This window comes from Salinimonas sediminis, assembly GCF_003429285.1.
GTDB lineage: Bacteria > Pseudomonadota > Gammaproteobacteria > Enterobacterales > Alteromonadaceae > Alteromonas > Alteromonas indica.
In genome coordinates this window covers 3349636-3375128 of sequence record NZ_CP031769.1, presented here as the reverse complement: position 1 = coordinate 3375128, position 25493 = coordinate 3349636, and the positions used below count along the sequence as shown (strand labels likewise).

The window sequence follows — 25493 nt, the reverse complement described above, 5'->3', positions numbered from 1 at the left end:
TCAACACCCTGCTGCAAAACCACCGGTGTAATCAATTTACTGATTACAGTGATATAGTTATTCGACTTTAAGCCCGGCGGCTATCAGGCTACACTTTGCGTCACTAAAATGATTGCTGTAGGAGCGCCCATGCTTGTTGTTGTATCCCCTGCTAAAAACCTGGATTTTACCAGTCCCGTTCCGACCGATCAGGCAACCTCGCCTGAACTGCTTGAACAAGCCAGTCAACTGGTTGAACGGTGCCGCGAACTTACCCCAGCTCAGTTGGGCTCGTTGATGAGTATCAGCGATAAATTAGCCACACTCAATGCCGAGCGGTTTGCAGAATTTACTACTCCTTTTACTAAAACTAATGCCCGTCAGGCGTTATACGCGTTTAATGGTGATGTCTACACCGGCCTGGATGCGCCAAGCCTAAGCGACAACGCAGTAACCTATGCCCAGCGTCATTTACGCATTTTATCGGGTCTTTACGGGGTACTACGGCCCCTGGATTTAATGCAGGCCTACAGACTGGAAATGGGCACCAAGCTTGACAATGCGCAGGGCAAAGACTTGTACAGTTTTTGGGGCGACACTATTACCCAGAAACTTAATGAAGCTATGCAGGCACAAGGCGACAACGTATTAGTTAACCTGGCATCCAACGAATATTTTCGCGCGGTAAAAAAAGCCAAGCTGGCGGGTGCCATTATTACCCCGCAATTTAAAGACTACAAAAATGGGCAGTATAAAGTAATCAGTTTTTATGCAAAAAAAGCCCGCGGTTTAATGGCAAGGTATATACTTGAGAATCAGGTTGAGGAAGTCGCCGACCTGCACAACTTCACCGAACAAGGCTATTATTTCAGTGAAGAACAAAGCAGCGGTAATGATCTGGTGTTTCTCAGAGACGCTCAGAACTAAACTGCCGCGCCCTCGTCTTAGCGAACAGGAAGCAGACTATGTATACCTTATATGGTTATCCGGGAACCCGCTCGTTGCGGGTGGCCTGGGCATTGGAAGAAATAGGCCTGGAATACCACTATAAACTTGTCGATTTATTCAGTGGGGCGCATCGGCATCCTGATTACCTGGCGCTCACGCCTACCGGAAAAATTCCTTTGCTAAGTACCCCTCAGGGGCATCTGAGTGAGTCGGCGGCGATTGTCACCTATTTAGGGGAAAATCACGCCTACCACGAGCTTATCGCCCCCATCGGCAGTAGCGAACGCGCGTTATACCAGCAAATGATGTGTTTTATGATAACCGAGCTTGAACAACCGCTATGGAACATTGTGAAACACGACTTCATTTTACCTGAACATCATCGGCTGGCCCAAATGCAGCAGGTGGCGACTTTTGAGTTTGAACGGGCAATCAGCGAATTTTCTACGTTATTAGGCACTAAAGATTACGTTAGCGGGCCGATGTTCAGTATGGCTGATATTGTCGCCGGGCAGTTACTGGCCTGGGCCGATGAATCTAAGCTGGCATTGCCGCATGACAATGTTCAGGCCTACAAAGAACGCGTACTTTCGCGCCAGGCTTTTATCAAGGCTACAGAACGCGAGCAGTCGGCCAAAGCAGCAGTAGCCTGAGTCCCTCCCGTAAGGCCTGGCTGGCTAGCCAGCAACCCGCTTAATGGCGGCGCTGAACGATGCGCATAGCATAGTGCTGGGCGTAGGATAGTGACGGGCGTAGCATAGTGACGGGCGTAGGATATTGACGTGCATAGCATGGAAGAATACAAACGCGGAGCTAGCCAGGGCCTGGCTAGCAAAAATAGTTTTACGGCGGCTGAATAGCTTTGGATGGAAGTTGTACGGAACGGGCTTTACCGTTACCGTTAGCGGTAGTGGGCGCCGTGGAGGTTAGAAAGTGAAAGGTTCAGGTTTTACAAAATGAGCCTGCTGGCTACCCGGTGCTAACAAATAACGGCTAGCTAAAGCATCGTCTTCGCCTTAAGAGCGAGCGTAAGCAGGGGCGCTATTCAGCGTACAGTTTTTGCTGAAATTTCAATGTATGGCTGGCGCTTCCGCGTTTAATATCAATAACAAACCGAAACGTTTCCATATCATCAAAGGCAATATTCGCCAGATAATAAATAGCCTCACCTTCTTCAACTTTTCGAAAAGCCAACGCATGTTGTTTGCCCAGAAGGTTGGTGGCAGTGCCAGTAATATCCACATTCTGGGCTTGCTGATTTTGCTTATCAAGTACCGATATGTTTACCAGCGCACTGTATTTGCTGCGCACAATACCGTAGGCCTGAGCGACTTGCGGGGTTAAAAATGCCGTATTCACCACAATATAATGCACGTCCCATTGGCCTAGGGTCTTTTTCTGCTCAGCTGCACCAGGTGCACTAAACAGCAGACAGGCCACTACTATCAATAGCCAATTTGGCATGCGTATAGGCATATTAATCCATCGCCCTAGTAACCCCGCTACACCCCGGCTTAATAAAGGCCAAAGGTGTCTTGCAGTAGTATTTGAATAAATTGCAGTGCCACAATGGCCACTAATACCGATAGGTCTAGCCCGCCAATAGGGGGGATAATCTTTCGGATAGGAGCTAAAAATGGTTCGGTAAGCTGATACAGCACATGTTCTACCGGGTTTTGGCCCTGCGAAATCCAGCTTAATATAGCGCGCAGAATCAGTACCCAAAATACTAACGAGAACGCTTCTTTCACTACATCGACCACAGCGAGTAAGAATAAGTGTAATGGATTGGCAAAGCTGGCGCCGACCAACAAGTATAAGGTCGCAATTTTAGCTAACGCAACAATAACGGCCAAAACAAAGGTGGCGGTGTCGAACCGGCCCAGCGAGGGGATAACGCGTCGCAACGGCCCCACAATTGGGTGGGTGGCTTTTACTACAAATTGGCTTAGCGGATTATAAAAATCGGCTCGAACCAACTGTAGCCACAAGCGTAAAATCACTACCATCAAATACAAATTGAACAGGGTAGAGACAAGAAATACCGTTGCGCTCATCGATTAACTTCCTACAAAAATTTAAAGTTGTTTAGCCATTTCTTCTGCCCGGGCTACTGCCGCGCGCATTGCTTTAGAGACGGTTTCTTGTAAACCCTCATCAATTAACGTATTAACAGCTGCTGCGGTGGTGCCACCTTTTGAGGTGACCTGAGCCCGCAGTTCACTCAGTTCCAGATCAGGGTTTTGGCATACCATTTCGGCCGCGCCCAGCATTGCCTGCTGCACCATTTTCCGTGATGCCGCCTGATCAAAACCCATGTTAATGGCTTCTTCCTGCATAGCTTGTAAAAATAAGAAGAAGTAGGCTGGGCTGCTGCCGGCCGCTGCAATAACCCCATTGATATCATCTTCCTGATCAACCCATACAGTGTCGCCCACGCCGTTCATCATATCTTCAACATATTGTCGATTGGTCTCGGTAATCGTGGGGTCGGCATAAAGCCCTGACATTCCTTTACCCAATAAGCTGGGGGTATTAGGCATTACTCTGGCAACCGGATAGTCACCGCCGAGCATTTCTTTAAGGCGGCTCACCGGCAGGCCGGCCGCGATAGAGATAAACAGTTTGTCGCTAAGATCGTTGCTTTGCAACGCTTCACACATCTGTCCCATCATCTGCGGCTTAACCGACAAAACAATAGCATCGGCAAAAGTACACGCTTCATCATTTGACTGGGTAGTTTGAATACCGAACTCTTCTTTTAATGCGTCCAGTTTGGGCGTAGAAGGGTTGCTGGCCATGATCAGGTCTTTGTTATAGCCTGATTGGATAAGCCCACTAATGATGCTCCGGCTCATATTGCCGGCGCCAATAAACGCGAGTTTTTTCTGTTGCATGTCTGTCCTTTTGGTCTGACAAAAAAAATGTAACGCAAAAAGCTACTGGTTACGCTCACCAAAAATGGCCGTACCAATACGTACCATAGTGGAACCGTGACCGATGGCCGCTTCTAAATCGTCACTCATACCTACGGACAGGGTATCAAAATCGCTCAGCTTTGTATGGTATTGGGCAAATAAATCTGCCAGCCTGGTCAGGCTACGTTGTTGTTCATCGACACCAACCTGGGCCCGTGGGATAGCCATCAAGCCACGCAACTTTAGCTGCGGGTACTGGCCAATTTCTTCAATTAATGCCGGCAATTGCGCAGGCGTAACACCGGCCTTGGTGTCTTCATTATCGATATTTAGTTGAATACAAATATTGAGGGGCGGTAAAGCGGCGGGGCGCTGGTCGTTCAGACGACGCGCAATTTTGGCGCGATCTACTGACTGTACCCAGTCAAAATGTTCGGCCACCAGTTTGGTTTTATTTGACTGTACCGGGCCAACCATATGCCACTGTATATCATGCAAATCGGCTAAAGCCTGGACTTTTTCAACGCCTTCCTGAATATAGTTTTCGCCAAACAAACGTTGTCCTGCTTCATACGCTAGCCTGATATCAGATACCGGTTTTGTCTTTGACACGGCTAGTAATTGGACCGAATTTGAAGGACGATTAGCCTGCGCAGTCGCCTGATCTATGCGTTCATAGGTGATTTTCAGTCGTTCTGCTATTGTTTGCATAGTGCACCTATCGATATGGAGATGTAATCGTGGATATTACCGAACTTTTAGCTTTCAGTGTAAAGAATAACGCGTCAGATTTGCACCTGTCAGCTGGCCTGCCGCCGATTATCCGGGTTGACGGACAAATGCGCAGACTGAATATCCCTGAGCTGGATCATAAGCAGGTGCATGCGCTGATTTACGAAATCATGAATGATAATCAGCGTAAAGAATACGAAGAAAACCTGGAAATCGATTTTTCATTCGAAGTGAAAGACTTATCCCGTTTCCGGGTCAATGCCTTTGTGCAAAACCGCGGCGCCGCGGCAGTTCTGAGAACCATACCGTCGCGGGTATTGACCTTGGATGAACTGGGAGCACCGGAAATATTTAAAGATATTATCGACCAGCCTACCGGCCTGGTGTTAGTTACCGGCGCTACCGGTTCGGGGAAAAGTACCACGCTGGCCGCAATGGTTGACCATATTAATGCCCATAAACGCGATCATATCCTGACCATTGAAGATCCTATCGAATTTGTCCACGACAACAAGCTTAGTGTCATCAATCAGCGGGAAGTGCACCGTGATACTCACAGTTTTAACAATGCGCTTCGTTCCGCATTACGTGAAGATCCGGATGTCATTCTGGTGGGTGAGCTACGTGACCTTGAAACCATTCGGTTAGCCATGTCAGCCGCAGAAACCGGCCATTTAGTGTTTGGTACCCTGCATACAAACTCCGCGCCGAAAACGATTGACCGTATTGTCGATGTATTCCCGGCCGCAGAAAAATCAATGATTCGCTCAATGTTGTCTGAGTCATTACGGGCGGTCATCTCACAGTCACTGCTGAAAAAAATTGGTGGGGGCAGGGTTGCCGCGCACGAGATAATGCTGGGCGTACCGGCTATTCGTAACCTGATTCGAGAAGATAAAGTTCCGCAAATGTATTCGGTTATTCAAACCGGTCAATCATTGGGCATGCAAACAATGGATCAGTGCTTACAGCGCCTGGTGGCTAAAGGTGTGGTTAGCCAACAGGATGCCGCAGCTAAGTCCGTCGATAAACAAAACAGTTTCTAAGGAATACACCGTGTTGATTGATTTTTTGCGCCAGGCCACCGACTTGGGCGCGTCAGATATATTTATAACTGCCGGCTTTCCGGTTAGCGCCAAGATAAATGGCGAATTAACCAGTCTTAGCGAAGACAAACTCTCAGCCTTTCAGGCTAAAGAACTGGTGCACAGTGTGATGGAGGCTCGCTATATCGAGGAGCTTACTACCCAAAAAGAAGCTAACTTTGCTGTAGGTATTTCCGGATTGGGGCGGTTTCGGTGTAGTGCCTTTTGGCAGCGGGACTCAGTGGGCATGGTTATTCGGCGAATTGTAACGGAAATTCCAAAGGTAGATGATTTAGGATTACCCGCCATTTTAAAAGATGTCATTATGGCGAAACGCGGGCTTATTCTGATGGTAGGTGCCACTGGCACGGGTAAGTCAACCTCGCTGGCAGCGCTTATTGATCATCGGAATCATAATTCTAAAGGTCATATCCTGACCATTGAAGATCCTATAGAATTTATTCACCGCCACGGCCAGTGTGTGGTTACCCAGCGTGAAGTCGGGATTGATACCCATTCTTTTGACGAGGCGTTGAAAAGCTCCTTGCGTCAGGCGCCTGATGTGATTTTGCTAGGCGAGATTCGTTCCATGGAAACCATGGAGTATGCTATGTCATTTGCCGATACGGGGCACTTGTGTGTGGCCACATTACATGCCAATAACGCCAACCAGGCAATTGAACGGATAATGCATCTGGCGCCTAAAGAGCTGCACAATAAGCTTTTGTTTGACCTCAGCCTGAACTTGCGGGCAATTGTGGCACAGCAATTGGTGCCTACCAAGCAAGGGGGCCGTAAGGCGGCTATTGAGGTTTTACTGAATTCGCCGTTTGTCAGCGAACTCATTCAAAACAACCGTATTGGCGAATTAAAAAACGCCATGAAGAAAAGCCGGGAATCAGGAATGCAAACTTTTGATATGGCGCTCTATACGCTATATCAGCAAGGCGATATTGAGCTTGAGCAAGCACTGCATCATGCTGATTCGCCCAACGATTTACGGTTGATGGTGAAACTGGACACCAATGAGGGTTCTGATTTAGGCTCGCTAAGTAATGTGTCAATAGATATGGATTAAACATGCAAAAGCTGTTTGGTAGTGATGATCGCTTTTTAATTCAGCGTCTGCGCAGTGAACTTGAGGCAGCAGGCATCCCCTACCTGATGAAAAACGAATACGTGGCGGGGGCCGTTGGCGAGCTACCCTGGCACGATATTCAGCAGGAAGTATGGCTAATTGATGAAAGCTGGGCACACCAGGCAGGCAAAGTGGTAGAAAGTTTAAGCGGAGATGGCCGCTGCTTTTGCGAAAATTCCGACTGGCAATGCAGCCAATGTAACGAACTTAATGAAGGGGCCTTCGCTATTTGCTGGCAGTGCCAAGCTACAAAAGAAGAGCCCTGTTGTCATCGTACTGCCCATGGCTGTACTGAAGAAAGTTAATTCACCCTGTTCAAATTAAGCCCGGTCAACCCCTGGCATTAATACTGGTTTTCAGCCCAACTGGTAAATATCACGCAGGCGGATACGCTATCGATTTTTTCTTTGGTCAGTTTTTTGTAACCGCCTAGCTCAAAAAGCATTGATTTCGCATCTGCCGTGGATAAACGCTCATCCCACGTGTCTACTTTTACCTTAAATCGGCCATTCAAACGGTTAGCGAATTTTTTCGCGCGTAAGGTGACTTCCTGTTCGGTGCCATCCATATTAAGCGGCAGGCCAACTACCGCCAGATCTGGAGCCCAGTCTTCAAATAATTGCCCCACCTTCTGCCAGTCGGGAATACCATCCTGGGCCTTCAGGGCTGACAAAGGAGAGGCGGTGCCGGTAATTTCCTGGCCCACGGCCACTCCAATACTTTTCGTGCCGAAATCAAATGCCAATACGGTACGCTGGCCGGCTTCACGCATGCCCGACGTCCGGGGTTAACTGCCACACATCTATTCCCAACTTATTTACGGCCGCCTGCCATTTCTTGTGGATTGGCGTATTAAACAGAATTTCCGGGTCAGCTTCGATGGTCAGCCAGGCGTTGTCTTGAAGTTCCTGCTCTAACTGGCCGGCGGTCCAGCCTGCATAGCCTAAGGCAATAACCGACTTCTCCGGGCCACTGTTACTGCCGATGGCAGTAAGAATATCTTTGGAGGTGGTAATAACAATATTGTCGGCTAGCGTTAAACTGGATGCCCACTGACCCTGGTCAGAGTGCAGCACGAAGCCGCGCTCCTGATTTACCGGTCCGCCAGCCAAAATAATATCATCTTGTTTATGGGCCACCACTTCTAACGCTTTGTCAGTTTGCTCTAAGAGTTCTTTAAGGTTCATCGACGAAGGCTGGTTGATGACAATACCCATAGCGCCTTCTTCATTGTGCTCACAAATATAGGTCAGCGAACGCTCAAAATACGGATCATCCAGCGATGGCATGGCAATTAATAAATGGTTCTGTAAGCTCTTTACCTCAGTCATACACTCACTCTGTCGGTTGCCTGCAGGCGCCGTTCAATGGCATCAAATAACATACCTGTAATGTTAATATCAAAACTGGCTTCTATTTCTCTTACGCAGGTGGGGCTGGTTACGTTTATTTCCGTAATTTTATTGCCAATAACATCCAGCCCTACAAACAATAAGCCATGGGCCTTTAGCGTGGGTGCAATATGCTGCGCTAATGCCAGATCTGACTCACTTAAAGGCTGTGGTCGACCCGTGCCACCGGCGGCCAGATTGCCCCGGGTTTCGCCCTTGCCGGGTAGGCGGGCTAAGGCATAGGGCACCACCTCGCCATCGATAATCAGAATACGCTTATCGCCATCGACAATTTCGGGCAAATACTTTTGGACCATCATATGACGTTTACCATGCGCGGTTAACGTTTCAATAACGACGCCCAGGTTATTACCATCTTCTTTGATTCTGAAAATGGACGCGCCACCCATTCCATCCAGAGGTTTACATATAATGTCCTGATGACGGGCATGAAACGCCCTTACACGATCAGCATTACTGGTGACCATGGTGTCGGGAATAAGCTCGCTGAACCAGGCCGTAAACAACTTTTCGTTATAGTCTCGCAGCCCCTGGGGGTTATTTACAACTAACGCACCGTCACGCTCAGCCAATGTCAGTATTTGTGTGGCATACAGAAATTCGCTGTCAAACGGCGGATCCTTACGCATTAATATCACATCGATATCACCCAGCGGGATAATTTGTGTATCACCTAACGTATAAAAATCTTCGTTTTGATCGCGCACCGTTACCGGTCTGGCCAAGCCCATTGGCTTACCATTGTCGAGGTACAAATCGCCGGGTTCAAAATATAACACCCGGGTGCCCCGGCGCTGGGCTTCCAACATCATCGCAAAACTGGTGTCTTTGTAAGGTTTGATATTGGCGATGGGATCCATCACCACACCCACTGTATAGGTCATGGCTATTCGCTTAAATGGTCACTGTTTGACAAGAATATGGCGCTGGCCTGGGTTTTTTCAAGCCATCGCCCATTATTTGTAGGGCCGCCAGGTAAAAATATCGGGCTTGGCTTATTTATAAGCCAGGCGGCTGTCACTATTGCTACAGCCAACGCTTACCTACTGCGGCAGCTATAAGTCGCCGTGCAATCCTTGGAGTAAACTGATACTCGCTAACGCAGCGGTTTCCGTGCGTAAAATTCTTGGCCCCATACTGACGGCGTCAAAACCACACTCCTGGGCCTGATGTGTTTCGGCTTCTGATAACCCGCCTTCCGGCCCTATCAATAGCCGATAGCCAGGGGTGGCGTAGGGTGTTTTACTCAGACTATGGGTAGCGCCTGGCACTAATACTAAACGATACTGGGTAGTCGAGTTAGCCATAAACTGGCTGAAGGTTTGAACGGGATGCAACACCGGCAATACGTTGCGGCCGCTTTGTTCACAGGCACCGATAATAATTTTCTGCCATTGGCTGAATTTCTTTTCCCAGCGCTTTTCGTCCAGCTTCACGGTGCACCGTTCGGTTATAACCGGGGTGATATCGGTGACGCCAAGTTCTACGCATTTTTGCAATACCGTATCCATTCGGTCGCCTTTTGATACGCCCTGGCCAAGATGCAGGGGTAAAGTGGACTCAACCGAAAGCGTTAAGCAAGCGTCCATCTCCACCATGACTTCACGGCGCGATACACTGATCACCTGACCGCTATATTCGTTGCCATCGCCATTAAACAATACGATAGGCTGGTTCGCTTTAAGGCGTAACACGGTACTGGCATGATGTGCGGCGTCAGTAGCCAACGGAAATTCTGCGTCCATAACCACTGGACCGGGATGATAAAAGCGTGGAATTCGCATACAACACTACTTTGTCGGGAATAAGGTTAATGATACCGATGATGGCCTGACAGACGCAATGCCTGTCAGGCCCCGCATAGTCATTTATTCCCAATAAAACTGGCTAAGCCGCAGGGGTTAGTTAACCGAAACCACTTTGGTTGAAGACTTCTTCGGTATGTCATGCATAGACTGGGAAGTGGTGAAAGATGCGTTACGCCGCGCGTACATGGTATTTTTGCCCCGGTCAGAGGATAACGCGTAGGCAAACAACACAACTACAATGGCAAACAGCACTGTAAGAAATAACATTGTGTAATCCTTTCTTTTCGTTAGTTTAACGAAGGTCGTTACGAGCCGCTTATTCGTTATAGCATCATTGCAAAATGCGAAATAAACGAATCTCTTTCGCGTTGTGGGACTGCACACTCCATCGGCATCAAAGCGAAAGAGGCAATATGATAGTGACTTTATCGGCTACATACCAGCGAATATGGCGGCCTGAGCAATGTTTTTTTGCGAACATTCGCAAAAACAGTAGCTTGCAATATAACCAATTGGTCAGCTCAAAAATTCAGCAATAGGGACGGCGGTCACACAAAGGACTGAATCGATTTAGTTCAAACCTGTTATTAATTCATACTTCTGTATAATTTTACGCCAGAATGACCATAAAGTCGTTGCACTACAAAGGTTGGGACTGCTAGCTTAAGCACAATATAATCTAAAATAACCACCACATGGGACTGAAAAAATGGAAGAAAACGTAGAGTTGTTATCAGCTGATAATATTGAGATGTACATTAACGAATATGCGATACCCTGGGGTATCAATATTGCGATGGCAATCATTATATTCGTTATTGGTCGAATTGTTGTGAGCCTGGTGATGTCGATGTTCCGTCGCCTGATGGCAAAATCAAAATATGACGAGATGCTGATTAACTTTTTAGAGTCAATCATCAGTGCCATTTTAATGTTGTTCGTAATCGTCGCCTCGCTCAACGAGTTGGGGGTTGATACCACCTCGCTGGTAGCTATTGTTGGTGCGGCAGGTTTGGCGATTGGCTTGTCATTGCAGGACTCCTTGAAAAATTTCGCCGCCGGCGTGATGCTGCTGGTGTTCAAACCTTTTACTGCGGGTAACTTTATCGAAGCCGCGGGTACGATGGGCACCGTGCAGAAAATTGGTATTTTCCATACCACGATGACCTCAGTCGATAACAAAGAAATTACTATTCCCAATGGCAATATCTATAACGGCAATATCACCAACTATTCTGCTAAAGAGACCCGCCGCGCAGATATGACATTTGGCATTGGTTATGACGATGACTTGCTTAAAGCCAAACAGATTCTACAAGATATGATTGCCGCTGATGACCGCATTCTGACGGAGCCGGCGCCCCTGGTAGGTGTATCGGAGCTTGGCGATAACAGCGTCAACTTTACGGTCCGGCCGTGGGTGAAAGCTTCTGATTTTCTGACTGTGAAATTAGACTTCACGGAAAAAGTAAAACTGCGCTTTGATCAGGAAGGAATCTCTATTCCTTATCCGCAAATGGATGTGCACTTTTACAAAGAAGCCGATAATACGGCAAAGTCTGAACAACAGGCCTAAGCCTGTATCACTGACCAAACTGACAAAAAAAGCGCCATAGTGGCGCTTTTTTTATGCCGGTAAGCCTATCGCATATACCTAACCACGTGGGGGGCCTGGCACAACAAGTATACTTACTGTTTGCAGTCAGGCCGGCTGGCAGCTTGCTGATAGTCAGTCATTGCCGCCGACATATTGGCCTGTAAATTATCTATTCGGGTTTGCGGCGCCGGGTGGGTAGACATGATTTCCATTGGTCTTTCGCCAGTGCTGGCGGCATCCATATTTTTCCACAATTCTACCGATTGACGAGGATCAAAACCGGACTGTGCCATTAGCTGTAAGCCGATAACATCTGCTTCAGATTCATGGGTGCGGCTAAATGGCAATTGGACGCCTACCTGCACGCCCAGACCAATAGCGGCCATAATTGGCCCGGTCTGGCCGACTTCATTGGCCGCCAACACCTGACCTACCGCCTGCGACCCCATGTTGATAAGGGTGCCCTGAGACATCCGTTCGTTACCATGTTCGGCAATAACATGACCAATTTCATGACCAATCACTGCGGCCAATTGGTTTTGGTTCTTGGCTACGCCCAACAGCCCGGTATATACGCCAATTTTTCCACCAGGCAAAGCAAACGCATTGACCTGCTCATCATCAAATACCACTACTTCCCACTGGCCGCTGTACACCTCTTTGGGAACGTAGGGGGTTATAGAGTTCGCCACGCACTCAACATAGTCATTCTGCACGCGCTTATTTGAGATGGTTAATTCCTCCTTCATACTGGAGAAAGCCTGATCGCCCATTTCAGCCAGCTGATCTGAAGAATACAGCAAGACCTGATTACGGCCGGTAGGGGAGGTGGCACAGCCACTGACTATTGCAGATACGCCTAACGCCAGCAGTGTTTTTCTCCATACAGACATATACGGTTCCTTATTTTTTGTAGTAAGTGGGTTTTCACAGATAAACCGGTTAGTGAGTGTACTGGCTTGCTGCCTTTCGTGCCAGTGCTTTGCGCTAGTTAGGGTCCTGCGCGCACCACCGCTAACCGCACTGACAAGGGATGATCTGGCAAACCAGTTATTCGTTTAGCCGCCACCAGATAGCCATAGGCTTCATCCAGCCCGGGCAATAGCGATTGTGCGCGGGCGGGAACGCCAAGCGGTTCGGTATCAGTGTGGCAGGTTAGTTATTAAAAGTGCCTAACCAATTCCAGGCAATCCGCCTTGCAGGCCCTGTTTTGGGTGGGCTCACCGGAAGTCAGCCCAGCCCGCGGGGGCACGCTATTGTTTCATGACATTTTTGTCACAACGCGATAAGCTAGGCCGGTAAATAATTAGGGTTAGTATGCCCAGTCCGCAGCTTTGCCTGAGCGTCTTACGGGCCGACACGGCATACTCCAACCCAAACAACAAAGAGATCATGATGGCACAACAGATTGTAGTAAGTGGTGTGGGTGTCTGGAACCCGGAACATACAATAACGAATGAAGAACTGGTCGCCAGTTATAATGCTTATTGCGATGCGTATAATCAGCAGCATCAGGACGATATAGAAGCCGGTAACCTCCTACCTAAGCCCCATTCCAGCGCCGAATTCATTGAAAAAGCTTCTGGGATCAAGCAACGTTATATCTACCGCAAAGAAGGGGCGTTGGATATTGAACGGATGCGCCCGGTTATTCCTGAACGCGCCGAAGATGAATTGTCAGACCAGGCCCAGATAGCTTTAGAAGCTGCACGCTTGGCGCTTAAAGAGGCGAACAAATCTGCCAGTGAAGTGGATGCTGTGATTGTCTCCTGCGCCTATACTCAACGTGCCTATCCGGCTATTGCTATCGAAGTTCAGCAGGAACTGGGTATTAAAGGCTTTGGTTTCGATATGCTGGTAGCGTGTTCGGCAGCCACTTTTGGTATGCACCGCGCTTATGAAATGATTGCCGCCGGCACTGCTGGCTGTGTCCTGGTGATCAATCCGGAGCTGGTTTCGCCCCAGGTTAACTACACCGACCGCGACAGCCACTTTATTTTTGGTGACGTGGCGACCGCGACGGTACTCGAGAAAGCCGAAACTGCCACCGCAGAACATGTCTACGATATTCTTAGCACCCAAGCATTAACGCAGTATTCTAACAATATCCGCTCTAATTTTGGCTATGTATCGCGGGCGAACGACGTGGACCCCTACGGGCCGGACAAGTTATTTCATCAGGCCGGGCGTAAAGTCTTCAAAGAGGTGTGCCCATTAGCAGCCGAGCATATCGAACAACACCTTAGCCGCCATTCGTTATCGCCCGAGCAGGTTAAGCGCTGGTGGTTGCATCAGGCTAACATTAATATGAACACGCTAATTTGTAAGCGTCTGCTTGGCCGTGAAGCCAGCCGCGAAGAAGCGCCGATTGTACTAGACGAGTATGCCAATACCGCCTCGGCCGGTTCGGTTATCGCCTTTGGCCTTAACCATAAAGATTTAGCTAGCAAAGATTATGGCGTACTGTGCTCGTTTGGCGCTGGTTATTCAATTGGCAGCCTGGTATTACAAAAACGCTGATGCGCTTTAAGGCAGTAAAATAGGGACGGTTGATGATAGCGGATATTGGATATGGTATGAATGCACTGGGTTACCTGGTGCTGCTGCTATTACTATTTACAGTGCGCAAAGCCGGGCTGGCGAAATATCTGCTGGTACTGGCTGCGCTGGTAACGTTTGGCTGGTCTGTGGGCTACGTCACTGCAGTATTCGGGCCCATCAGCATGCAGTATCTGCTAACTGCAGATGCCCTTAAGCTGCTTGTTTGGCTGCTGTTTCTGGCCAGTTGCCTGCGTAACGACTTTACCACCATCTGGGATGTGCTGCGCCGACCGGCCACCACGGTAATCCTGGCGCCGGCATTGTTTACCCTGATTGCCCCCTTAATATTGCCTTTTAAGCCCTCCACACACTTTCTGCTGATGACTATTTTATCGCTTGAGGTGCTGTTATTACTGGAAGTGTTATACCGCCAGGCAAACCAGGATCGCTGGGCTTACAAGCCCCTGGTTATTTACCTGGGGGCAATTCATCTGTTTGAATTTGTTACCTATGTTAATGCCACTATGGTGAACCAGGTAGAACTGGGTTTTATTGCTGCGCGTGGCTATTTTTATCTGTGTTTGTTGCCGCTGCTAGTCATTGCGATTCGCCGAATCCGGCACTGGGGCGTCGATATTTTCATTTCACGGCAGGTGGTGCTGCATAGCTCCATCATGCTGGTGGCAGGCGCCTTCCTGTTTGTGGTGGCGATGGCCGGGTATGCGGTTAATTATTTTGGTGGCAGCTGGGGCGCAACTTTTCAGATTATTACGCTGGGACTATCCCTTACGTTACTGGCCGCCGTAGTCACCTCTAACAGTTTACGTAACCGGGTGAAGGTATTCATTACCAAACACTTTTTCGCTAACCAGTTTGATTACCGGGTGGAATGGGTCAAACTGACCAAGGCGTTGACTTCGCAGACCAGCGGGATTCACGATGTTTACGCTAACGCGCTCAAAGGCAGTTGCGAAGCTATAAATTATGACTGCGGCGTACTGGCTAAAGTGGTTGGCAATAATGTGGAGTGGGTGAGCGGCTGCGGTTATGCCGAATTTACCGAAGCAGAGCGGGTTATTTTGCGTCAATTAATTCCGTTTTGTGCCAGTACCAACTGGTTGATTGACTTGCAGGAATACCAGGTTAACCCTTTCAAATATGAAGGGTTGCAGCTAGACCGGGACATGGTTAAAGCCAGTAAATTCCAGCTTGTGGTGCCGTTGTTTAACCAAGAGGCGGTATGGGGCTTTGCGCTATTGTGTAACTCCGGTGAGAAGGTCACCCTGAATTGGGAGGTGCGTGATTATCTGCACGCAGTCAGCGAGCAGGTGGCTACCTATATTCTGCACAGCGAAGCGGCTAATGCCGTGGCAGAGAACGCGCAATTTGCGGCGTTTAGCCGAATGTCCGCTTTTGTCCTACATGATTTAAAAAATGTCCTGGCGCAGGTGGACTTAATTCTATGTAATGCTGAACAGCATAAGAGTAACCCTGAGTTCATTGATGATACCTTTGAAACGCTGCATTATACCAAAGCGCGGATGGATAAAATGCTTCGCCAGCTGACGGAAAAAACAGTAGAAGACAAAGGGATGGATGCAGCCCAGTTACTGTCACCTATCGTCACCCAGGTTATCGATAATCGCTGTCACAGCTTACTGCCTGTTCCACAATTATTGTGTGAAGAAGAACATAGCGTGGTGGTTGATGCCGAAAAGTTTTCTAATGTTATCTATCACCTTATCAGTAATGCCCAGCAAGCTACGCCGGATAACGGCACTGTGGTTATTCGTTTGCAGGTAGATGCGGCTGAAAACAAACAGCTGGTGTTGGTGGAAGACAACGGCTGCGGTATGGACAGAACGTTTATCGAACAGCGGTTGTTTAAGCCTTTTGACACCACCAAGGGCAATGCCGGCATGGGCATAGGTGCCTATGATGCAAAACACTATATGGAATCTGTCGGCGGAAGCCTGACAGTGAACAGTGAAGTTGACCGGGGTAGCTGCTTTACGCTGGCCTTTCCCCTGGATTAACGTACTCACACTCGCGAAATAACTATTGAACAGGATAACAGGCCAATGACGGATACCATTCTAGTTGTCGATGACGATTTGGGCATCCAGAAACAGTTAAAATGGAGTTTTACGGATTATACGGTAGTGTTCGCCGATGATCGTACCTCTGCAATTGCGCAGCTTAGACGGCATGAACCTAAAGTGGTAACGCTGGATCTCGGTTTACCACCGGACCCGGCCAATGCTTCGGAAGGCTTAAAAACCCTTGAAGAAATTATTGCCCTGGCGCCACGTACCAAGGTAATAGTTGTTACCGGCAATAATGATAAAGAAAATGCGCTTAAAGCTATTGAATTAGGGGCCTACGATTTTTACCAGAAGCCAATTGATTCAGATACCATTAAGCTTCTGGTAAACCGCGCACTTAATTTATCTAAGCTGGAAGACGAAAACCGTATACTGGCAAAAAGCCGCCCTGGTATGGGCCGTATCATTGGCAACAGTGACGCTATTCAAACCGTGGTGCGCCGCGCGGAAAAAATTGCCGGAACGGATATCAGTACGCTGTTATTAGGGGAAAGCGGTACGGGGAAGGAGGTGTTCGCCCGCAGTATTCATGAACACAGCCCACGTAAAGACAAGCCATTTGTGGCTATCAACTGCGCATCGATACCAGAGAATCTACTGGAAAGTGAGTTGTTTGGTTATGAAAAAGGCGCGTTTACCGGCGCAAATAAAACCACCATGGGTAAAATAGAGACCGCCCAGGGCGGCACGCTGTTTTTAGATGAAATTGGCGACATGCCCTTAGGCTTGCAAGCCAAGATGCTACGTTTTTTACAAGAACGGGTTATTGAGCGGGTAGGCGGGCGAGCGGAAATCTCGGTGGATATCCGGGTTATTTGCGCTACCCACCGCGACATCCAAAACATGGTTGCCGCGGAAACTTTCCGGGAGGACTTGTACTACCGGATTGGCGAAATTCCCATCATGATTCCACCCTTGCGTGAGCGTGACCAGGATATCATTTTATTAGCGCGGACATTTTTGAATTTGTACCGGGAAGAATTCAACACCAAAGCGAAAAGTTTTTCCGAGGGGGCTATTAAAGCGATGTTAGCCCACCGCTGGCCTGGGAATATCCGCGAGCTGCAGAATAAGCTGAAATCGGCCGTCATTATGGCAGAAGGAACGGTCGTGCAGGCTGAAGACCTGGGCTTATTGGCCCCGGGCGAGTCGGCTGAAACCGAAACCCTTAATCTACGTGAAGTCAGAGAGCTGGCAGAAAGCAAAGCTATACGTAAAGCCTACTTGAGTGCCGATAAGAATATGTCGAAAACCGCTGAGCTATTGGGCGTTACCCGACCTACTCTGTATTCGCTAATTGATAAGTACCACCTGGAAGATATCAAAACCGGCGTTTAATTCTCGTCCTTTGGCCATTCAATATTTGCCAGGTTGTTCAGCGACGTGGCCAGGGACAATCCGTATAGGCCGAATTTCCGGCCTATAACGCTGGTATCGTATTGCCTGTCATCGCTATGGGATGACGCGCTAAGGGCGCTTTCCCTGGCTTCACACACCCCCACCCAGCAATCTTTGCCAGACAACTTAGCTGCATACAAACAATAATCAATCAGTGCAAAGGTAGTGGGCCAGGTAGTGGTAAATGGCCCGGCAGGGTCCAGCGGCATCACACTAAAGCCGATGCAACAGGTTACTTTGATTTCTCGTTGTTTCTCGATGACAAAGCGGGTTTGTTTAACCTGCTGGCGAAAACGTTCGGCCAGGGTTTTTATATTCTCGCGATTCGCCTGGCGGCAAATTACTAAAAATTCTTCGCCGCCCCAACGTATTTGTAAGTCAGTGTCGCGAAATACCTCTTTAATGAGCCGGGAGAACTGCACCAGAACCTTGTCGCCAGCAAGATGACCGTATTCATCGTTAATCTGTTTAAAGTTGTCAATGTCGATTAAAAAACACAGTAAATCAGTATCGGTAGGCAGTTCGCCGTGAGGTAATTCTGCACTGGCATGTTGGGCTCGCCGTAATTCGCCGGGGAGACGGTTATCCAGATAGTAACGATTATACAGGCCGGTTAGTGGATCGCGCAGGCTGGCTTGTTCCAGCGAGCGAAAGGCTTCCTGCAACTGCTCATTTTTGCTTTCCAGCTCAATTGTGCGGGCTTTCACCTGCTGCCGCAGCAGCATATTCTGACGATGATGGGTGTAGCGGCTAAACAAGAGGAACAGAAACAGCAACAAAGTAATTACCGAGCCTAAAATTAACGTATTGCGCAAATTGCGCTGTTCAGCCTGGGCCAGCGCAACGGCTTTGGTTTGTTTAAGTGACTCGATAGACTCGGCCTGCCGGTGCACCTGCAATAAAGTACTTTGCTGGATAATGGGTAACAGCCTGGCCTGATTTGCCAGGTTAGCAGCCAGTGTATAACTTTTTTGCTGTACCTCATAAGCTTGCTGATAATCCTGCCGGGCATACAGCAAACGGGCTTTGAGGCTTAATAAATCGGTATGTAACCCTGCGCGGTCCTGGGCCAGCGCCATTTTTACTCCGGCTTCCACATGCCCCAACCCCCGCTCGACGGCCCCGGTAGTTAATAAACCGCGGGCCAGATTCATATGTAAATAGGCTTCCAGTTCGTCGGCCCCGCGTTGTTGGGCAAATTGCATGGCACCATTAAGTAAACCCAGGCCGGTATCATGCCGGCCCGCCGCTATATAGGTTAACCCCAGTATGCTTTGGGTTTTATGTAGCTCTACCGGGGCGTTCATTTTGCCAAACAGCGTAATAGCATTGGAAAATAGTTCCTGGGCCCCGGCTAGGTCATCACGGGCCAGACATAATTCGCCCAACGCTGCAAAACTTAAGGCTAAATCAAAGGGGTTAGTCGCATGGGCAAAAATTTGTCTGGCATCATTCAGGTATTGTTCCGCTAGCGCGTAATGTTGCAGGCGTAAATAGGTAAGTCCGGTAAAATACAGGGCCCGGCCCGGCAGGACCGGCTCGTGGTTAATCGTATCGCTTTTAGTAACTTGCTGTAGCACGGCTAAAGCGGGTTCGTATTGGCCCCGGTCAAGTAAAATACTGCCGATGGTAATCTGTTGCCAGGCAATACCGGTAAGGTGCTGATGTTTTTGATATATTTGCAGCGCTTGGTAAGCATTGTCTAATGCCGCCGAAAACTTCCCCTGAAGCCGGAAGACCCGCGCGATTTCGCCTAAAATAAACGCTTTTTGTATACCATACCCTGATGCAGGGTAGAGTTTTAATACGGCATCATAGGCGGTTAATGCGTCCTGATAAGCGCTTTGCAGCCTGGCGAAGTTTCCCTGGTAATAGTGGGCGGAGGCGAGATCGTCTGTTTCGCCGGCATCGGCCAGTTGGCTAATGAGAGCATTAAGCTGCGCACTGGCTTGCAGGGGATGGCCGCGGTTAAAGTCGCTTAGCAGTTGCTGTAGTTGTTGACATACAGTGGGCGAGCAATCCAGAAACGAGCTGGCAGGTGCACTTTTGGCTTGTGTCCAGACACAACAAAATAACCCTATGACCAACGAACGAAGCAATCCCATCTTCCTTTTTGTATCCACTGTATGTGTTATTTACCCTTGTAACGCATTAGTTGCGAAAAATCTAATCAAACAGCTGAACAAGGTATACATTTCAGCGTGTAACCGGTTTAGCGTAGCCACCACCCGCAGATAGGCTTACCGGCGGTTACCTGCTTCCGTGAAGGCTTTCCCCACGGTATCTTTGCGTTATTGAAGATATGCCTTACTGGCGACTTTTTTTATTACTTCGCCCGCCCGGGGCTGGGAAGTCATCATAGGCCTGATCTATCCAGCTTCTGATGAGTCCGGAACGACTTATGCCGCGGCTATGGCTAAGCAGAGTAAGCTTTTGGCGATTGACCTCGCTTAAAGTAAAGGTTGCCCTGCGCATCGGTTCCGCACAGGCCTTTTCCGGCACGGTAGTAACATGTGCCACCGGCGGCTCACCGTTTGCGTAGTGCAAGGCTTGGTCGATAAAGTCCTCCACGCTTATGGCACGAGGTTTAGCTGACGGCGTGGATTTTTTGAGGTTGGAAAGACTCATCGCTTACTCCCTGTTGCCGCGCTAAAAGCTCTTCTATGATATTGCGTATTTCTTTTGCTGCCTTGCCGGCGGGCTCACTTTCCATTACTGACATCCCCGATTCTTCTGAATCGTCGTACATGTTGCGGCTGAACGTAACCGAATTAAGCACCGGCACCTCAAATGAGCGGCAGACTTCTTTGGCTTCCAGAATGCGGCTGGCCAGCGAGGGTAACGAAGGGCACTGGGTGATAACAAATGCCGGATTCATCGCCGGGTTGACCATTTTGCAGGTAGATAAAATGTCTTCCATATGCGGCACAGTTTTTAAGTCTCGACGCTTGGGACGCAAAGGGATCAGAATGTGGTCGGCCACCGCCATTGAAGAGCGCAACGCTAAGTTATCCTGCCCGCCACAATCAATCACTACAAAGTCGTAATGCTGACGTAAGCTAAGCAGGTCATTACGAATTTTGCCATACAACTGGACACAGTTAATGGCGAGCAAGGCTTCATTAGCATTACGTTCCTGAATCCAGTCAGAGGTCGTACGCTGTGGATCGCAGTCAACCATTAGCACGCTGGCTTGTTTTTCATTGCGTAAATACACTGCAATATTTTGCGCCAAGCAGCTTTTACCGCTGCCGCCTTTCTCACCACCTACTAAAATAATCATGGGTACAGTCCTGTTTTGTACGTTATCGTGCGCACCATCATTCGCCTTAGGCGCCGTGTATGCCCTGCTATTACGTTACTGACTGAAAAAGCGTACCGCCCCGTGAATCAAACTCGCAGATTGGCCGGCAGCCCCGCTATCATCCCTTATAGTTATACGTAAAAGGGGAAGACCGGAAGCTTTGCGTCACGGACTTTCGTACCGCTTTGCCTTTTTCTATACTGCTTGGCCAGGTGCATTGTAACCTGGCTGTTTATTGAGCATAGCGTATCTGCTATGGCAGGCAGGCATGGCGCTATAGGTACAGATATAAAAGAAAATACGCATGTGGACATTTTTTGAACGGTTGGGGCGTATGCTATCCGGCCTTCATCGTAAAGAAACTCGTGTTATTATGATGCTTCAGCATTAAGGCTGATGTTATTGGGGAGATTTTTGTTGAAGTGGACTGTGTTGTTGTTTGGCCTATTGCCAATGCTTGCTTTATCTGCCTGGGCCAGCCAGCCCGAGGCTACCTTCTCGGCATTTAAAAAGCTGTATGAGCAGGAGCTAGGCTCTGTCACGCCTTGTTCTACACGTTCAGCAGAACGTTTTACCGTCTGCTCTGCCAGTCTGCGTAACGAGGGGAACGCGCCGTTTATTTTGCATCATGGCAAACCCACCGACAATGTCGCGATATTGTTTCACGGCTTAAGTGACTCGCCCTATTTTTTGCAGGCGATTGCGGCGGTCTTATATGACAATGGTTTTACGGTAGTGGTGCCTTTGTTACCTGGCCATGGATTACGTCAGGCAGATGCTGATATGCAAGACAGTCAATTGGCGCAGCGCTGGCAACAACACGTGGATAAAGTGCTTGAGCTGGCAAAACCATTAGGTAAAAAGCACTTTATTGGCGGGTTTTCTACCGGCGGCGCCTTAGCGGTAGACCAGTATTTAGATACACCTGAGGGTATTGATGGGCTATTGCTGTTCTCTGGCGCGCTGGCATTGTCTGAAAACGCAGAAACAATGTGGAAAATATGGGGAATTAAAACCCTGGCTAAATGGATTGACGGGGACTATCAGACGCACGGCCCTAATCCCTACAAGTATCCTGCCGTGGCAGGGTTTGCCGGATTGGAACTGATGGATATTATTGATGCTATTCGCACGCGGCTAGACGACGGGGCCAGAATTCAGGTACCCATGTTCGTTGCCCATTCCCAAGCAGACCATACTACGCCCATTCGCGGAGTAAAATCGCTGCTTACCCATGCTGATGCTACTAATACGTTTTTCGAAATTGATGAAGAGTACGACCTGTGCCATGCCGACTTGCCACTTAATCGTAAACTCGTTGCTGATATGCATTTTAATACCAGCGAGGTCAATGCGCAGGAGCGCTGCGCTGTGCCTAAAGCAAACCCGTTATACCGCCAGATGGTGTTCATGTTGCAAGCCTTTATTAATGCAAATACGCAAAATGGTGCCACAACTTTAGATAATAACCGCCCGCGCCCTTATATCAGCTACGACGATTTTAACGACGCAGCTAAATAAATGACGGGTGTGCGGGTATCTATTTGCCAGCCTCTGCTGGCAAATCATATAGCGCCATAATTCAACGGTTAATCAGGCCGCTTTAAGACGGACACCGGTAACTTTGCCGTGGTCCATTTTTAGCGCATGACAGGCGATGTAAAAGAGGCGGTATAAGGTATCTTTCAAAAAGAGCGGTTAAGGAATCAAAGAATCGTTAAAACGAGAACGCAGTGAAAAGCGCGCGCGGTAGGTCACGCTTTGGCGAATTATCCTAGTGCTAGACAGTTTGTGGCTCCGGGCAGTTCATTAGCTCCGGGTCATTTTATGGCTCTAGGCAGTCTCACTACACATGGCAGCTTTCCCGCGCCCGGCCGTTTTCCCGTGCCGCCAGTGCCTCGTATACCGATTGATTCTAGCCATGGCCGGGGGTACGGGTGAAGATAAAATATTGCATATCGCGCATAGCGGCATGCCTTGCCTTATAGCTAAGCCCGGTTGCGAAGAACATTGTAGCGGCTTGGGACAACCGCTAACCTGCCCCTGTTCAGCCCCGCCCGCCGTGATCACAGCAACGCGGGTGGGGCTACCTGACCATATCCGAACGTCAAATGGCCTGGCGCTTAGTGTTCAGCTGCGTAATCTTCTACCTGCTGCCATACCCGCAAAAAGTTTTTCCCTAAAATCAGTTCAATATCCTGCTGGCTGTAATCCCGGTCAAGCAGTCCCTGTACCAGGTTAGGATAGGCTGATACATCTTTTAAGCCAGTGGGCAACGTGTCACCGACCCCGTCAAAATCGGACCCTATGCCCACATGCTCCACGCCAATCAGTTTTACCACATAGTCGATATGGTCTAATACCTCAGCCAGACTAGAATAGGGATAAGGGTGCTCGGCGCGGTACGTTTGTTCAGCAGTTGCCGCGGCGTCGCTGTCTTTACCTTTTTCCGTTATAATACGCTGAGTAAACTTACTTAAACCATCGCGCCATTGGCGTGCTTCTTTGGTAACAAATCCTGAGCCAAAGTTAATCATTACAATGCCCCCGTTATTACCCAGTTTGGTCAGCATTTCATCGCTCATATTTCGCTCAAACCCAGGCGTAAAGTGCCGCAGTGATGAGTGCGAGGCGATGACCGGCGTGTTCGTTAGCTCGATCACTTGGTAGAAGGCGTCATCTGATACATGGCTGATGTCAATTAACATACCGATATTGTTCATTTCGGTTATTAGCTTTTGGCCGAATGGGCTCAGGCCTTTCCATTTTCGCCGTAAGTCATAGGAAGAATCACTGATATGGTTTGCCTGGGAATGCGCCAGCGTAATGTAACGAATACCGCGGTCATAAAATACCTGCAGGTTCTGCATATCGCCCTGGATAGGCGAGCCGTTTTCCATGCCCATCGGCAAGGATATCAGGCCTTGCTCGAATTGACGTTTAACCTGGGCTGCGCTGGTGGCGATAGCGAATTTCTCCGGCGCTCGGTACACAATGGCTTCAACTGAATCAATCAATGTATGCGCCAGTTGTGTAGATTGGGCAGAATTATCCAGCGATGCGGGCACGTAGATTGACATAAACGGCGCATTCAGACCGCCCGCTTTTGCCCGCGGATAATCAAAATCGCCCCCGGCAGTGGCGCTACTGACATCCACCCAGCTATCGTGCAGCCGGTATGGCACATCAATATGACCATCAATAATGATAGCCTGCTGAGCCAACTTGGTGGCCTCCTCGGAAGGCTGCTGGGGGGGAAGAGGCTAAGGCATAACCGGGGGCGGCCAGGGTTAACAGGCCAGAAATGAACAGTAGGCTGAGTCGCATCAATGTGTGCTTTCCTTTTTTAAATGAATTCAATACGTTACTTTTATTATTTATGACGCTGATTAACGCATAAGCAGTGTGCCATGGTGTTACCCGAGATACCAGCGGTCGTGATTAACAAAAAAAACTGTTAATCGGTTGTCATAAAATCTTAAAACTTGCTATGGTGCTTGCGCGTGACTTACGCCCGTAAATACGGGATACTGCCCCTCTCCCTGCTGTTTAGGAGCACGCGCAAGAACGTGCAACAGGGCAGGGCGTTTTGTTGAAGTAAATTTCGTGGTAATACTGTTCACCCGCATGAGAACCAGGCAATTACGGCCGGTTTAAAGCAGGGAGCGCGTGAAACAGCCCGCCAATGGCGTTGTCTTCAGGTTCATGTATTCATTACCACCCCTAACTGTTACGAGAATTAGATTATGGCAATTAACTATATCCCGCTAGATAAAGAAAAACACAAAGATACAAAAGTAGCGGTGAACAATACGTTTGCATTTGCAAAGAATACACACCTGGCCGCAGCATCTATTAAAGAGTTTGCGCAGCTGGCGTCTTCTATGCCAATCGTTTTTATTAAAGATCCGCAAGCCGATCGTCACCACGTGGTGGCAATGCTGGGCATGGAACAAAACCAGAACCTGTTTTTAGCAACAGATCGCTGGAAAGGCCCGCATGTACCTATGAACGTTTTACGTTACCCGTTTGACGTGCGTCCTGACGGCGAGAAGTTGGGCGTTTATATTGATGAAAACAGCGAGCTGCTGGGTGAAGAAGGTCAGCCTTTATTCACTGAAAGCGGTGAACCATCAGAATACCTGCAAAATCGTCAGCAATTCCTAGGCGATCTGGCGAACAGCGAAATGATGACACAACGCTTTATCAAGCAGGTACTTGAGCTGGAACTACTGGAAGAAATTCAGATTCGTCTGCAATACCAAAGTGGTCAGCAGCGTAATGTGACCGGCATGATGAGCATAAACGAGAAGAAGCTGCTGGAACTGCCTGAAGCCAAGGTACTTGAGCTACACAAGTCAGGATTCCTGGGCGCCATGTATGCCATTATGATGTCATTAGGCCAGTTGAACCGTTTGGTCGAACTGTCTAAAGATACCGATAACGCCATCCAAACGATGCAGCTAAGCAGCGTTAAAGCAGAAGAAAAAGCCCCCGCCACCGCGCAGTAATGTGTGGTGTCCAAGGC

General features: G+C 48.8%; 25 protein-coding genes and 1 riboswitch. Of the genes, 11 read left to right on the top strand and 14 right to left on the bottom strand.

All coding sequences use genetic code 11. The features are described from left to right. The first annotated feature begins 129 nt into the window (after nt 1–129). Nucleotides 130–906 carry a peroxide stress protein YaaA gene (yaaA, locus tag D0Y50_RS14875; RefSeq protein WP_117317675.1) on the top strand — a complete coding sequence of 259 codons (777 nt, stop codon included), beginning with the start codon at nt 130–132 and terminating at the stop codon, nt 904–906. A gap of 38 nt (nt 907–944) precedes the next feature. After that, a complete protein-coding gene (locus D0Y50_RS14870) occupies nt 945–1580 on the top strand; it encodes a glutathione S-transferase family protein (protein ID WP_117317673.1) in 636 nt (211 codons plus the stop codon). A gap of 388 nt (nt 1581–1968) precedes the next feature. Here the strand turns inward: D0Y50_RS14870 and D0Y50_RS14865 are convergent, their stop codons facing one another. Genes D0Y50_RS14865 through D0Y50_RS14850 form a run of 4 tightly spaced genes read right to left on the bottom strand, consistent with a single transcriptional unit; the run spans nt 1969 to nt 4556 of the window. Further along, a complete protein-coding gene (locus D0Y50_RS14865) occupies nt 1969–2403 on the bottom strand; it encodes a DUF4426 domain-containing protein (RefSeq protein ID WP_117317671.1) in 435 nt (144 codons plus the stop codon). 38 nt (nt 2404–2441) lie between these two features. Continuing rightward, nucleotides 2442–2984 carry a YggT family protein gene (locus D0Y50_RS14860; protein ID WP_108567511.1) on the bottom strand — a complete coding sequence of 181 codons (543 nt, stop codon included), beginning with the start codon at nt 2982–2984 and terminating at the stop codon, nt 2442–2444. A 21-nt stretch (nt 2985–3005) separates the two neighbouring features. Then, nucleotides 3006–3824: a pyrroline-5-carboxylate reductase gene (gene proC / locus D0Y50_RS14855; RefSeq protein ID WP_117317669.1), complete on the bottom strand. Its 819-nt coding sequence runs from the start codon at nt 3822–3824 to the stop codon at nt 3006–3008. Between the two features lie 42 nt (nt 3825–3866). Further along, nucleotides 3867–4556, bottom strand: a complete 690-nt coding sequence (locus D0Y50_RS14850; protein WP_117317667.1) for a YggS family pyridoxal phosphate-dependent enzyme — start codon at nt 4554–4556, stop codon at nt 3867–3869. A gap of 29 nt (nt 4557–4585) precedes the next feature. Between D0Y50_RS14850 and D0Y50_RS14845 the strand changes: the two genes are divergently transcribed. Genes D0Y50_RS14845 through D0Y50_RS14835 form a run of 3 tightly spaced genes read left to right on the top strand, consistent with a single transcriptional unit; the run spans nt 4586 to nt 7105 of the window. Continuing rightward, nucleotides 4586–5623 (top strand): type IV pilus twitching motility protein PilT, encoded by a 1038-nt coding sequence (locus tag D0Y50_RS14845; protein WP_108567514.1) that lies wholly within the window; start codon nt 4586–4588, stop codon nt 5621–5623. A 10-nt stretch (nt 5624–5633) separates the two neighbouring features. Further along, nucleotides 5634–6740 (top strand): PilT/PilU family type 4a pilus ATPase, encoded by a 1107-nt coding sequence (locus D0Y50_RS14840; RefSeq protein ID WP_232366273.1) that lies wholly within the window; start codon nt 5634–5636, stop codon nt 6738–6740. A gap of 2 nt (nt 6741–6742) precedes the next feature. Further along, on the top strand, nt 6743–7105 hold the full coding sequence (locus D0Y50_RS14835; RefSeq protein WP_108567516.1) for a putative signal transducing protein: 363 nt from the start codon (nt 6743–6745) through the stop codon (nt 7103–7105). 38 nt (nt 7106–7143) lie between these two features. Here the strand turns inward: D0Y50_RS14835 and ruvX are convergent, their stop codons facing one another. The 5 genes from ruvX to D0Y50_RS19575 all read right to left on the bottom strand — a co-directional run bounded on the left by ruvX (nt 7144) and on the right by D0Y50_RS19575 (nt 10287). Further along, the gene (gene ruvX, locus D0Y50_RS14830; RefSeq protein WP_108567517.1) at nt 7144–7572 is read right to left on the bottom strand and encodes a Holliday junction resolvase RuvX; all 429 of its coding nucleotides are present in this window, start codon (nt 7570–7572) and stop codon (nt 7144–7146) included. Further along, nucleotides 7565–8131 (bottom strand): YqgE/AlgH family protein, encoded by a 567-nt coding sequence (locus D0Y50_RS14825; protein WP_117317663.1) that lies wholly within the window; start codon nt 8129–8131, stop codon nt 7565–7567. Before D0Y50_RS14825 ends, ruvX begins: the two co-directional genes overlap by 8 nt. Continuing rightward, the gene (gshB, locus tag D0Y50_RS14820) at nt 8128–9096 is read right to left on the bottom strand and encodes a glutathione synthase (protein ID WP_117317661.1); all 969 of its coding nucleotides are present in this window, start codon (nt 9094–9096) and stop codon (nt 8128–8130) included. The genes D0Y50_RS14825 and gshB overlap by 4 nt, the downstream gene beginning before the upstream one ends. Before the next feature lie 171 nt (nt 9097–9267). Further along, nucleotides 9268–9996: a 16S rRNA (uracil(1498)-N(3))-methyltransferase gene (locus D0Y50_RS14815; RefSeq protein ID WP_117317659.1), complete on the bottom strand. Its 729-nt coding sequence runs from the start codon at nt 9994–9996 to the stop codon at nt 9268–9270. A gap of 117 nt (nt 9997–10113) precedes the next feature. Then, the gene (locus D0Y50_RS19575) at nt 10114–10287 is read right to left on the bottom strand and encodes a hypothetical protein (protein ID WP_170145423.1); all 174 of its coding nucleotides are present in this window, start codon (nt 10285–10287) and stop codon (nt 10114–10116) included. A gap of 442 nt (nt 10288–10729) precedes the next feature. Between D0Y50_RS19575 and D0Y50_RS14810 the strand changes: the two genes are divergently transcribed. Further along, complete coding sequence (locus D0Y50_RS14810; RefSeq protein ID WP_108567521.1) at nt 10730–11596, top strand: mechanosensitive ion channel family protein; 867 nt, start codon at nt 10730–10732, stop codon at nt 11594–11596. 113 nt (nt 11597–11709) lie between these two features. On the opposite strand, the gene D0Y50_RS14805 is transcribed toward D0Y50_RS14810, so the two are convergent. Continuing rightward, the gene (locus D0Y50_RS14805) at nt 11710–12510 is read right to left on the bottom strand and encodes a M48 family metallopeptidase (RefSeq protein WP_108567522.1); all 801 of its coding nucleotides are present in this window, start codon (nt 12508–12510) and stop codon (nt 11710–11712) included. 502 nt (nt 12511–13012) lie between these two features. Here D0Y50_RS14805 and D0Y50_RS14800 point away from each other — a divergent pair. Genes D0Y50_RS14800 through prsR form a run of 3 tightly spaced genes read left to right on the top strand, consistent with a single transcriptional unit; the run spans nt 13013 to nt 17601 of the window. Continuing rightward, nucleotides 13013–14137: a beta-ketoacyl-ACP synthase III gene (locus tag D0Y50_RS14800; protein ID WP_108567523.1), complete on the top strand. Its 1125-nt coding sequence runs from the start codon at nt 13013–13015 to the stop codon at nt 14135–14137. Nucleotides 14138–14169: 32 nt separating this feature from the next. Continuing rightward, nucleotides 14170–16194: an XrtA/PEP-CTERM system histidine kinase PrsK gene (gene prsK, locus D0Y50_RS14795; protein ID WP_117317657.1), complete on the top strand. Its 2025-nt coding sequence runs from the start codon at nt 14170–14172 to the stop codon at nt 16192–16194. A gap of 45 nt (nt 16195–16239) precedes the next feature. After that, nucleotides 16240–17601 (top strand): PEP-CTERM-box response regulator transcription factor, encoded by a 1362-nt coding sequence (gene prsR / locus D0Y50_RS14790; RefSeq protein ID WP_117317654.1) that lies wholly within the window; start codon nt 16240–16242, stop codon nt 17599–17601. On the opposite strand, the gene D0Y50_RS14785 is transcribed toward prsR, so the two are convergent. The 3 genes from D0Y50_RS14785 to D0Y50_RS14775 all read right to left on the bottom strand — a co-directional run bounded on the left by D0Y50_RS14785 (nt 17598) and on the right by D0Y50_RS14775 (nt 20944). Beyond that, complete coding sequence (locus D0Y50_RS14785; RefSeq protein ID WP_117317652.1) at nt 17598–19766, bottom strand: GGDEF domain-containing protein; 2169 nt, start codon at nt 19764–19766, stop codon at nt 17598–17600. The genes prsR and D0Y50_RS14785 overlap by 4 nt on opposite strands. Before the next feature lie 202 nt (nt 19767–19968). Further along, nucleotides 19969–20289, bottom strand: a complete 321-nt coding sequence (locus D0Y50_RS14780) for a replication protein RepA (protein WP_117317650.1) — start codon at nt 20287–20289, stop codon at nt 19969–19971. Then, nucleotides 20249–20944 (bottom strand): AAA family ATPase, encoded by a 696-nt coding sequence (locus D0Y50_RS14775; RefSeq protein ID WP_108567528.1) that lies wholly within the window; start codon nt 20942–20944, stop codon nt 20249–20251. Before D0Y50_RS14775 ends, D0Y50_RS14780 begins: the two co-directional genes overlap by 41 nt. A 123-nt stretch (nt 20945–21067) precedes the next feature. After that, a riboswitch (cyclic di-GMP riboswitch) is annotated at nt 21068–21165 on the bottom strand. 214 nt (nt 21166–21379) lie between these two features. Between D0Y50_RS14775 and D0Y50_RS14770 the strand changes: the two genes are divergently transcribed. Beyond that, complete coding sequence (locus D0Y50_RS14770; RefSeq protein ID WP_232366272.1) at nt 21380–22486, top strand: alpha/beta hydrolase; 1107 nt, start codon at nt 21380–21382, stop codon at nt 22484–22486. Nucleotides 22487–23088: 602 nt separating this feature from the next. Here the strand turns inward: D0Y50_RS14770 and D0Y50_RS14765 are convergent. Continuing rightward, nucleotides 23089–24189: a dipeptidase gene (locus tag D0Y50_RS14765; RefSeq protein WP_117317646.1), complete on the bottom strand. Its 1101-nt coding sequence runs from the start codon at nt 24187–24189 to the stop codon at nt 23089–23091. 522 nt (nt 24190–24711) lie between these two features. Here D0Y50_RS14765 and D0Y50_RS14760 point away from each other — a divergent pair. Then, the gene (locus D0Y50_RS14760; protein ID WP_108567531.1) at nt 24712–25476 is read left to right on the top strand and encodes a SapC family protein; all 765 of its coding nucleotides are present in this window, start codon (nt 24712–24714) and stop codon (nt 25474–25476) included. Nucleotides 25477–25493 lie beyond the last annotated feature (17 nt).

What these genes read in the sequence shown, in the direction of transcription:
- yaaA (WP_117317675.1), top strand. Translation starts at nt 130, where the DNA reads ATGCTTGTTGTTGTATCCCCTGCTAAAAACCTGGATTTTACCAGTCCC.
- D0Y50_RS14870 (WP_117317673.1), top strand. Translation starts at nt 945, where the DNA reads ATGTATACCTTATATGGTTATCCGGGAACCCGCTCGTTGCGGGTGGCC.
- D0Y50_RS14865 (WP_117317671.1), bottom strand. Translation starts at nt 2,403, where the DNA reads ATGCCTATACGCATGCCAAATTGGCTATTGATAGTAGTGGCCTGTCTG.
- D0Y50_RS14860 (WP_108567511.1), bottom strand. Translation starts at nt 2,984, where the DNA reads ATGAGCGCAACGGTATTTCTTGTCTCTACCCTGTTCAATTTGTATTTG.
- proC (WP_117317669.1), bottom strand. Translation starts at nt 3,824, where the DNA reads ATGCAACAGAAAAAACTCGCGTTTATTGGCGCCGGCAATATGAGCCGG.
- D0Y50_RS14850 (WP_117317667.1), bottom strand. Translation starts at nt 4,556, where the DNA reads ATGCAAACAATAGCAGAACGACTGAAAATCACCTATGAACGCATAGAT.
- D0Y50_RS14835 (WP_108567516.1), top strand. Translation starts at nt 6,743, where the DNA reads ATGCAAAAGCTGTTTGGTAGTGATGATCGCTTTTTAATTCAGCGTCTG.
- ruvX (WP_108567517.1), bottom strand. Translation starts at nt 7,572, where the DNA reads ATGCGTGAAGCCGGCCAGCGTACCGTATTGGCATTTGATTTCGGCACG.
- D0Y50_RS14825 (WP_117317663.1), bottom strand. Translation starts at nt 8,131, where the DNA reads ATGACTGAGGTAAAGAGCTTACAGAACCATTTATTAATTGCCATGCCA.
- gshB (WP_117317661.1), bottom strand. Translation starts at nt 9,096, where the DNA reads ATGACCTATACAGTGGGTGTGGTGATGGATCCCATCGCCAATATCAAA.
- D0Y50_RS14815 (WP_117317659.1), bottom strand. Translation starts at nt 9,996, where the DNA reads ATGCGAATTCCACGCTTTTATCATCCCGGTCCAGTGGTTATGGACGCA.
- D0Y50_RS19575 (WP_170145423.1), bottom strand. Translation starts at nt 10,287, where the DNA reads ATGTTATTTCTTACAGTGCTGTTTGCCATTGTAGTTGTGTTGTTTGCC.
- D0Y50_RS14810 (WP_108567521.1), top strand. Translation starts at nt 10,730, where the DNA reads ATGGAAGAAAACGTAGAGTTGTTATCAGCTGATAATATTGAGATGTAC.
- D0Y50_RS14805 (WP_108567522.1), bottom strand. Translation starts at nt 12,510, where the DNA reads ATGTCTGTATGGAGAAAAACACTGCTGGCGTTAGGCGTATCTGCAATA.
- D0Y50_RS14800 (WP_108567523.1), top strand. Translation starts at nt 13,013, where the DNA reads ATGGCACAACAGATTGTAGTAAGTGGTGTGGGTGTCTGGAACCCGGAA.
- prsK (WP_117317657.1), top strand. Translation starts at nt 14,170, where the DNA reads ATGATAGCGGATATTGGATATGGTATGAATGCACTGGGTTACCTGGTG.
- prsR (WP_117317654.1), top strand. Translation starts at nt 16,240, where the DNA reads ATGACGGATACCATTCTAGTTGTCGATGACGATTTGGGCATCCAGAAA.
- D0Y50_RS14785 (WP_117317652.1), bottom strand. Translation starts at nt 19,766, where the DNA reads ATGGGATTGCTTCGTTCGTTGGTCATAGGGTTATTTTGTTGTGTCTGG.
- D0Y50_RS14780 (WP_117317650.1), bottom strand. Translation starts at nt 20,289, where the DNA reads ATGAGTCTTTCCAACCTCAAAAAATCCACGCCGTCAGCTAAACCTCGT.
- D0Y50_RS14775 (WP_108567528.1), bottom strand. Translation starts at nt 20,944, where the DNA reads ATGATTATTTTAGTAGGTGGTGAGAAAGGCGGCAGCGGTAAAAGCTGC.
- D0Y50_RS14760 (WP_108567531.1), top strand. Translation starts at nt 24,712, where the DNA reads ATGGCAATTAACTATATCCCGCTAGATAAAGAAAAACACAAAGATACA.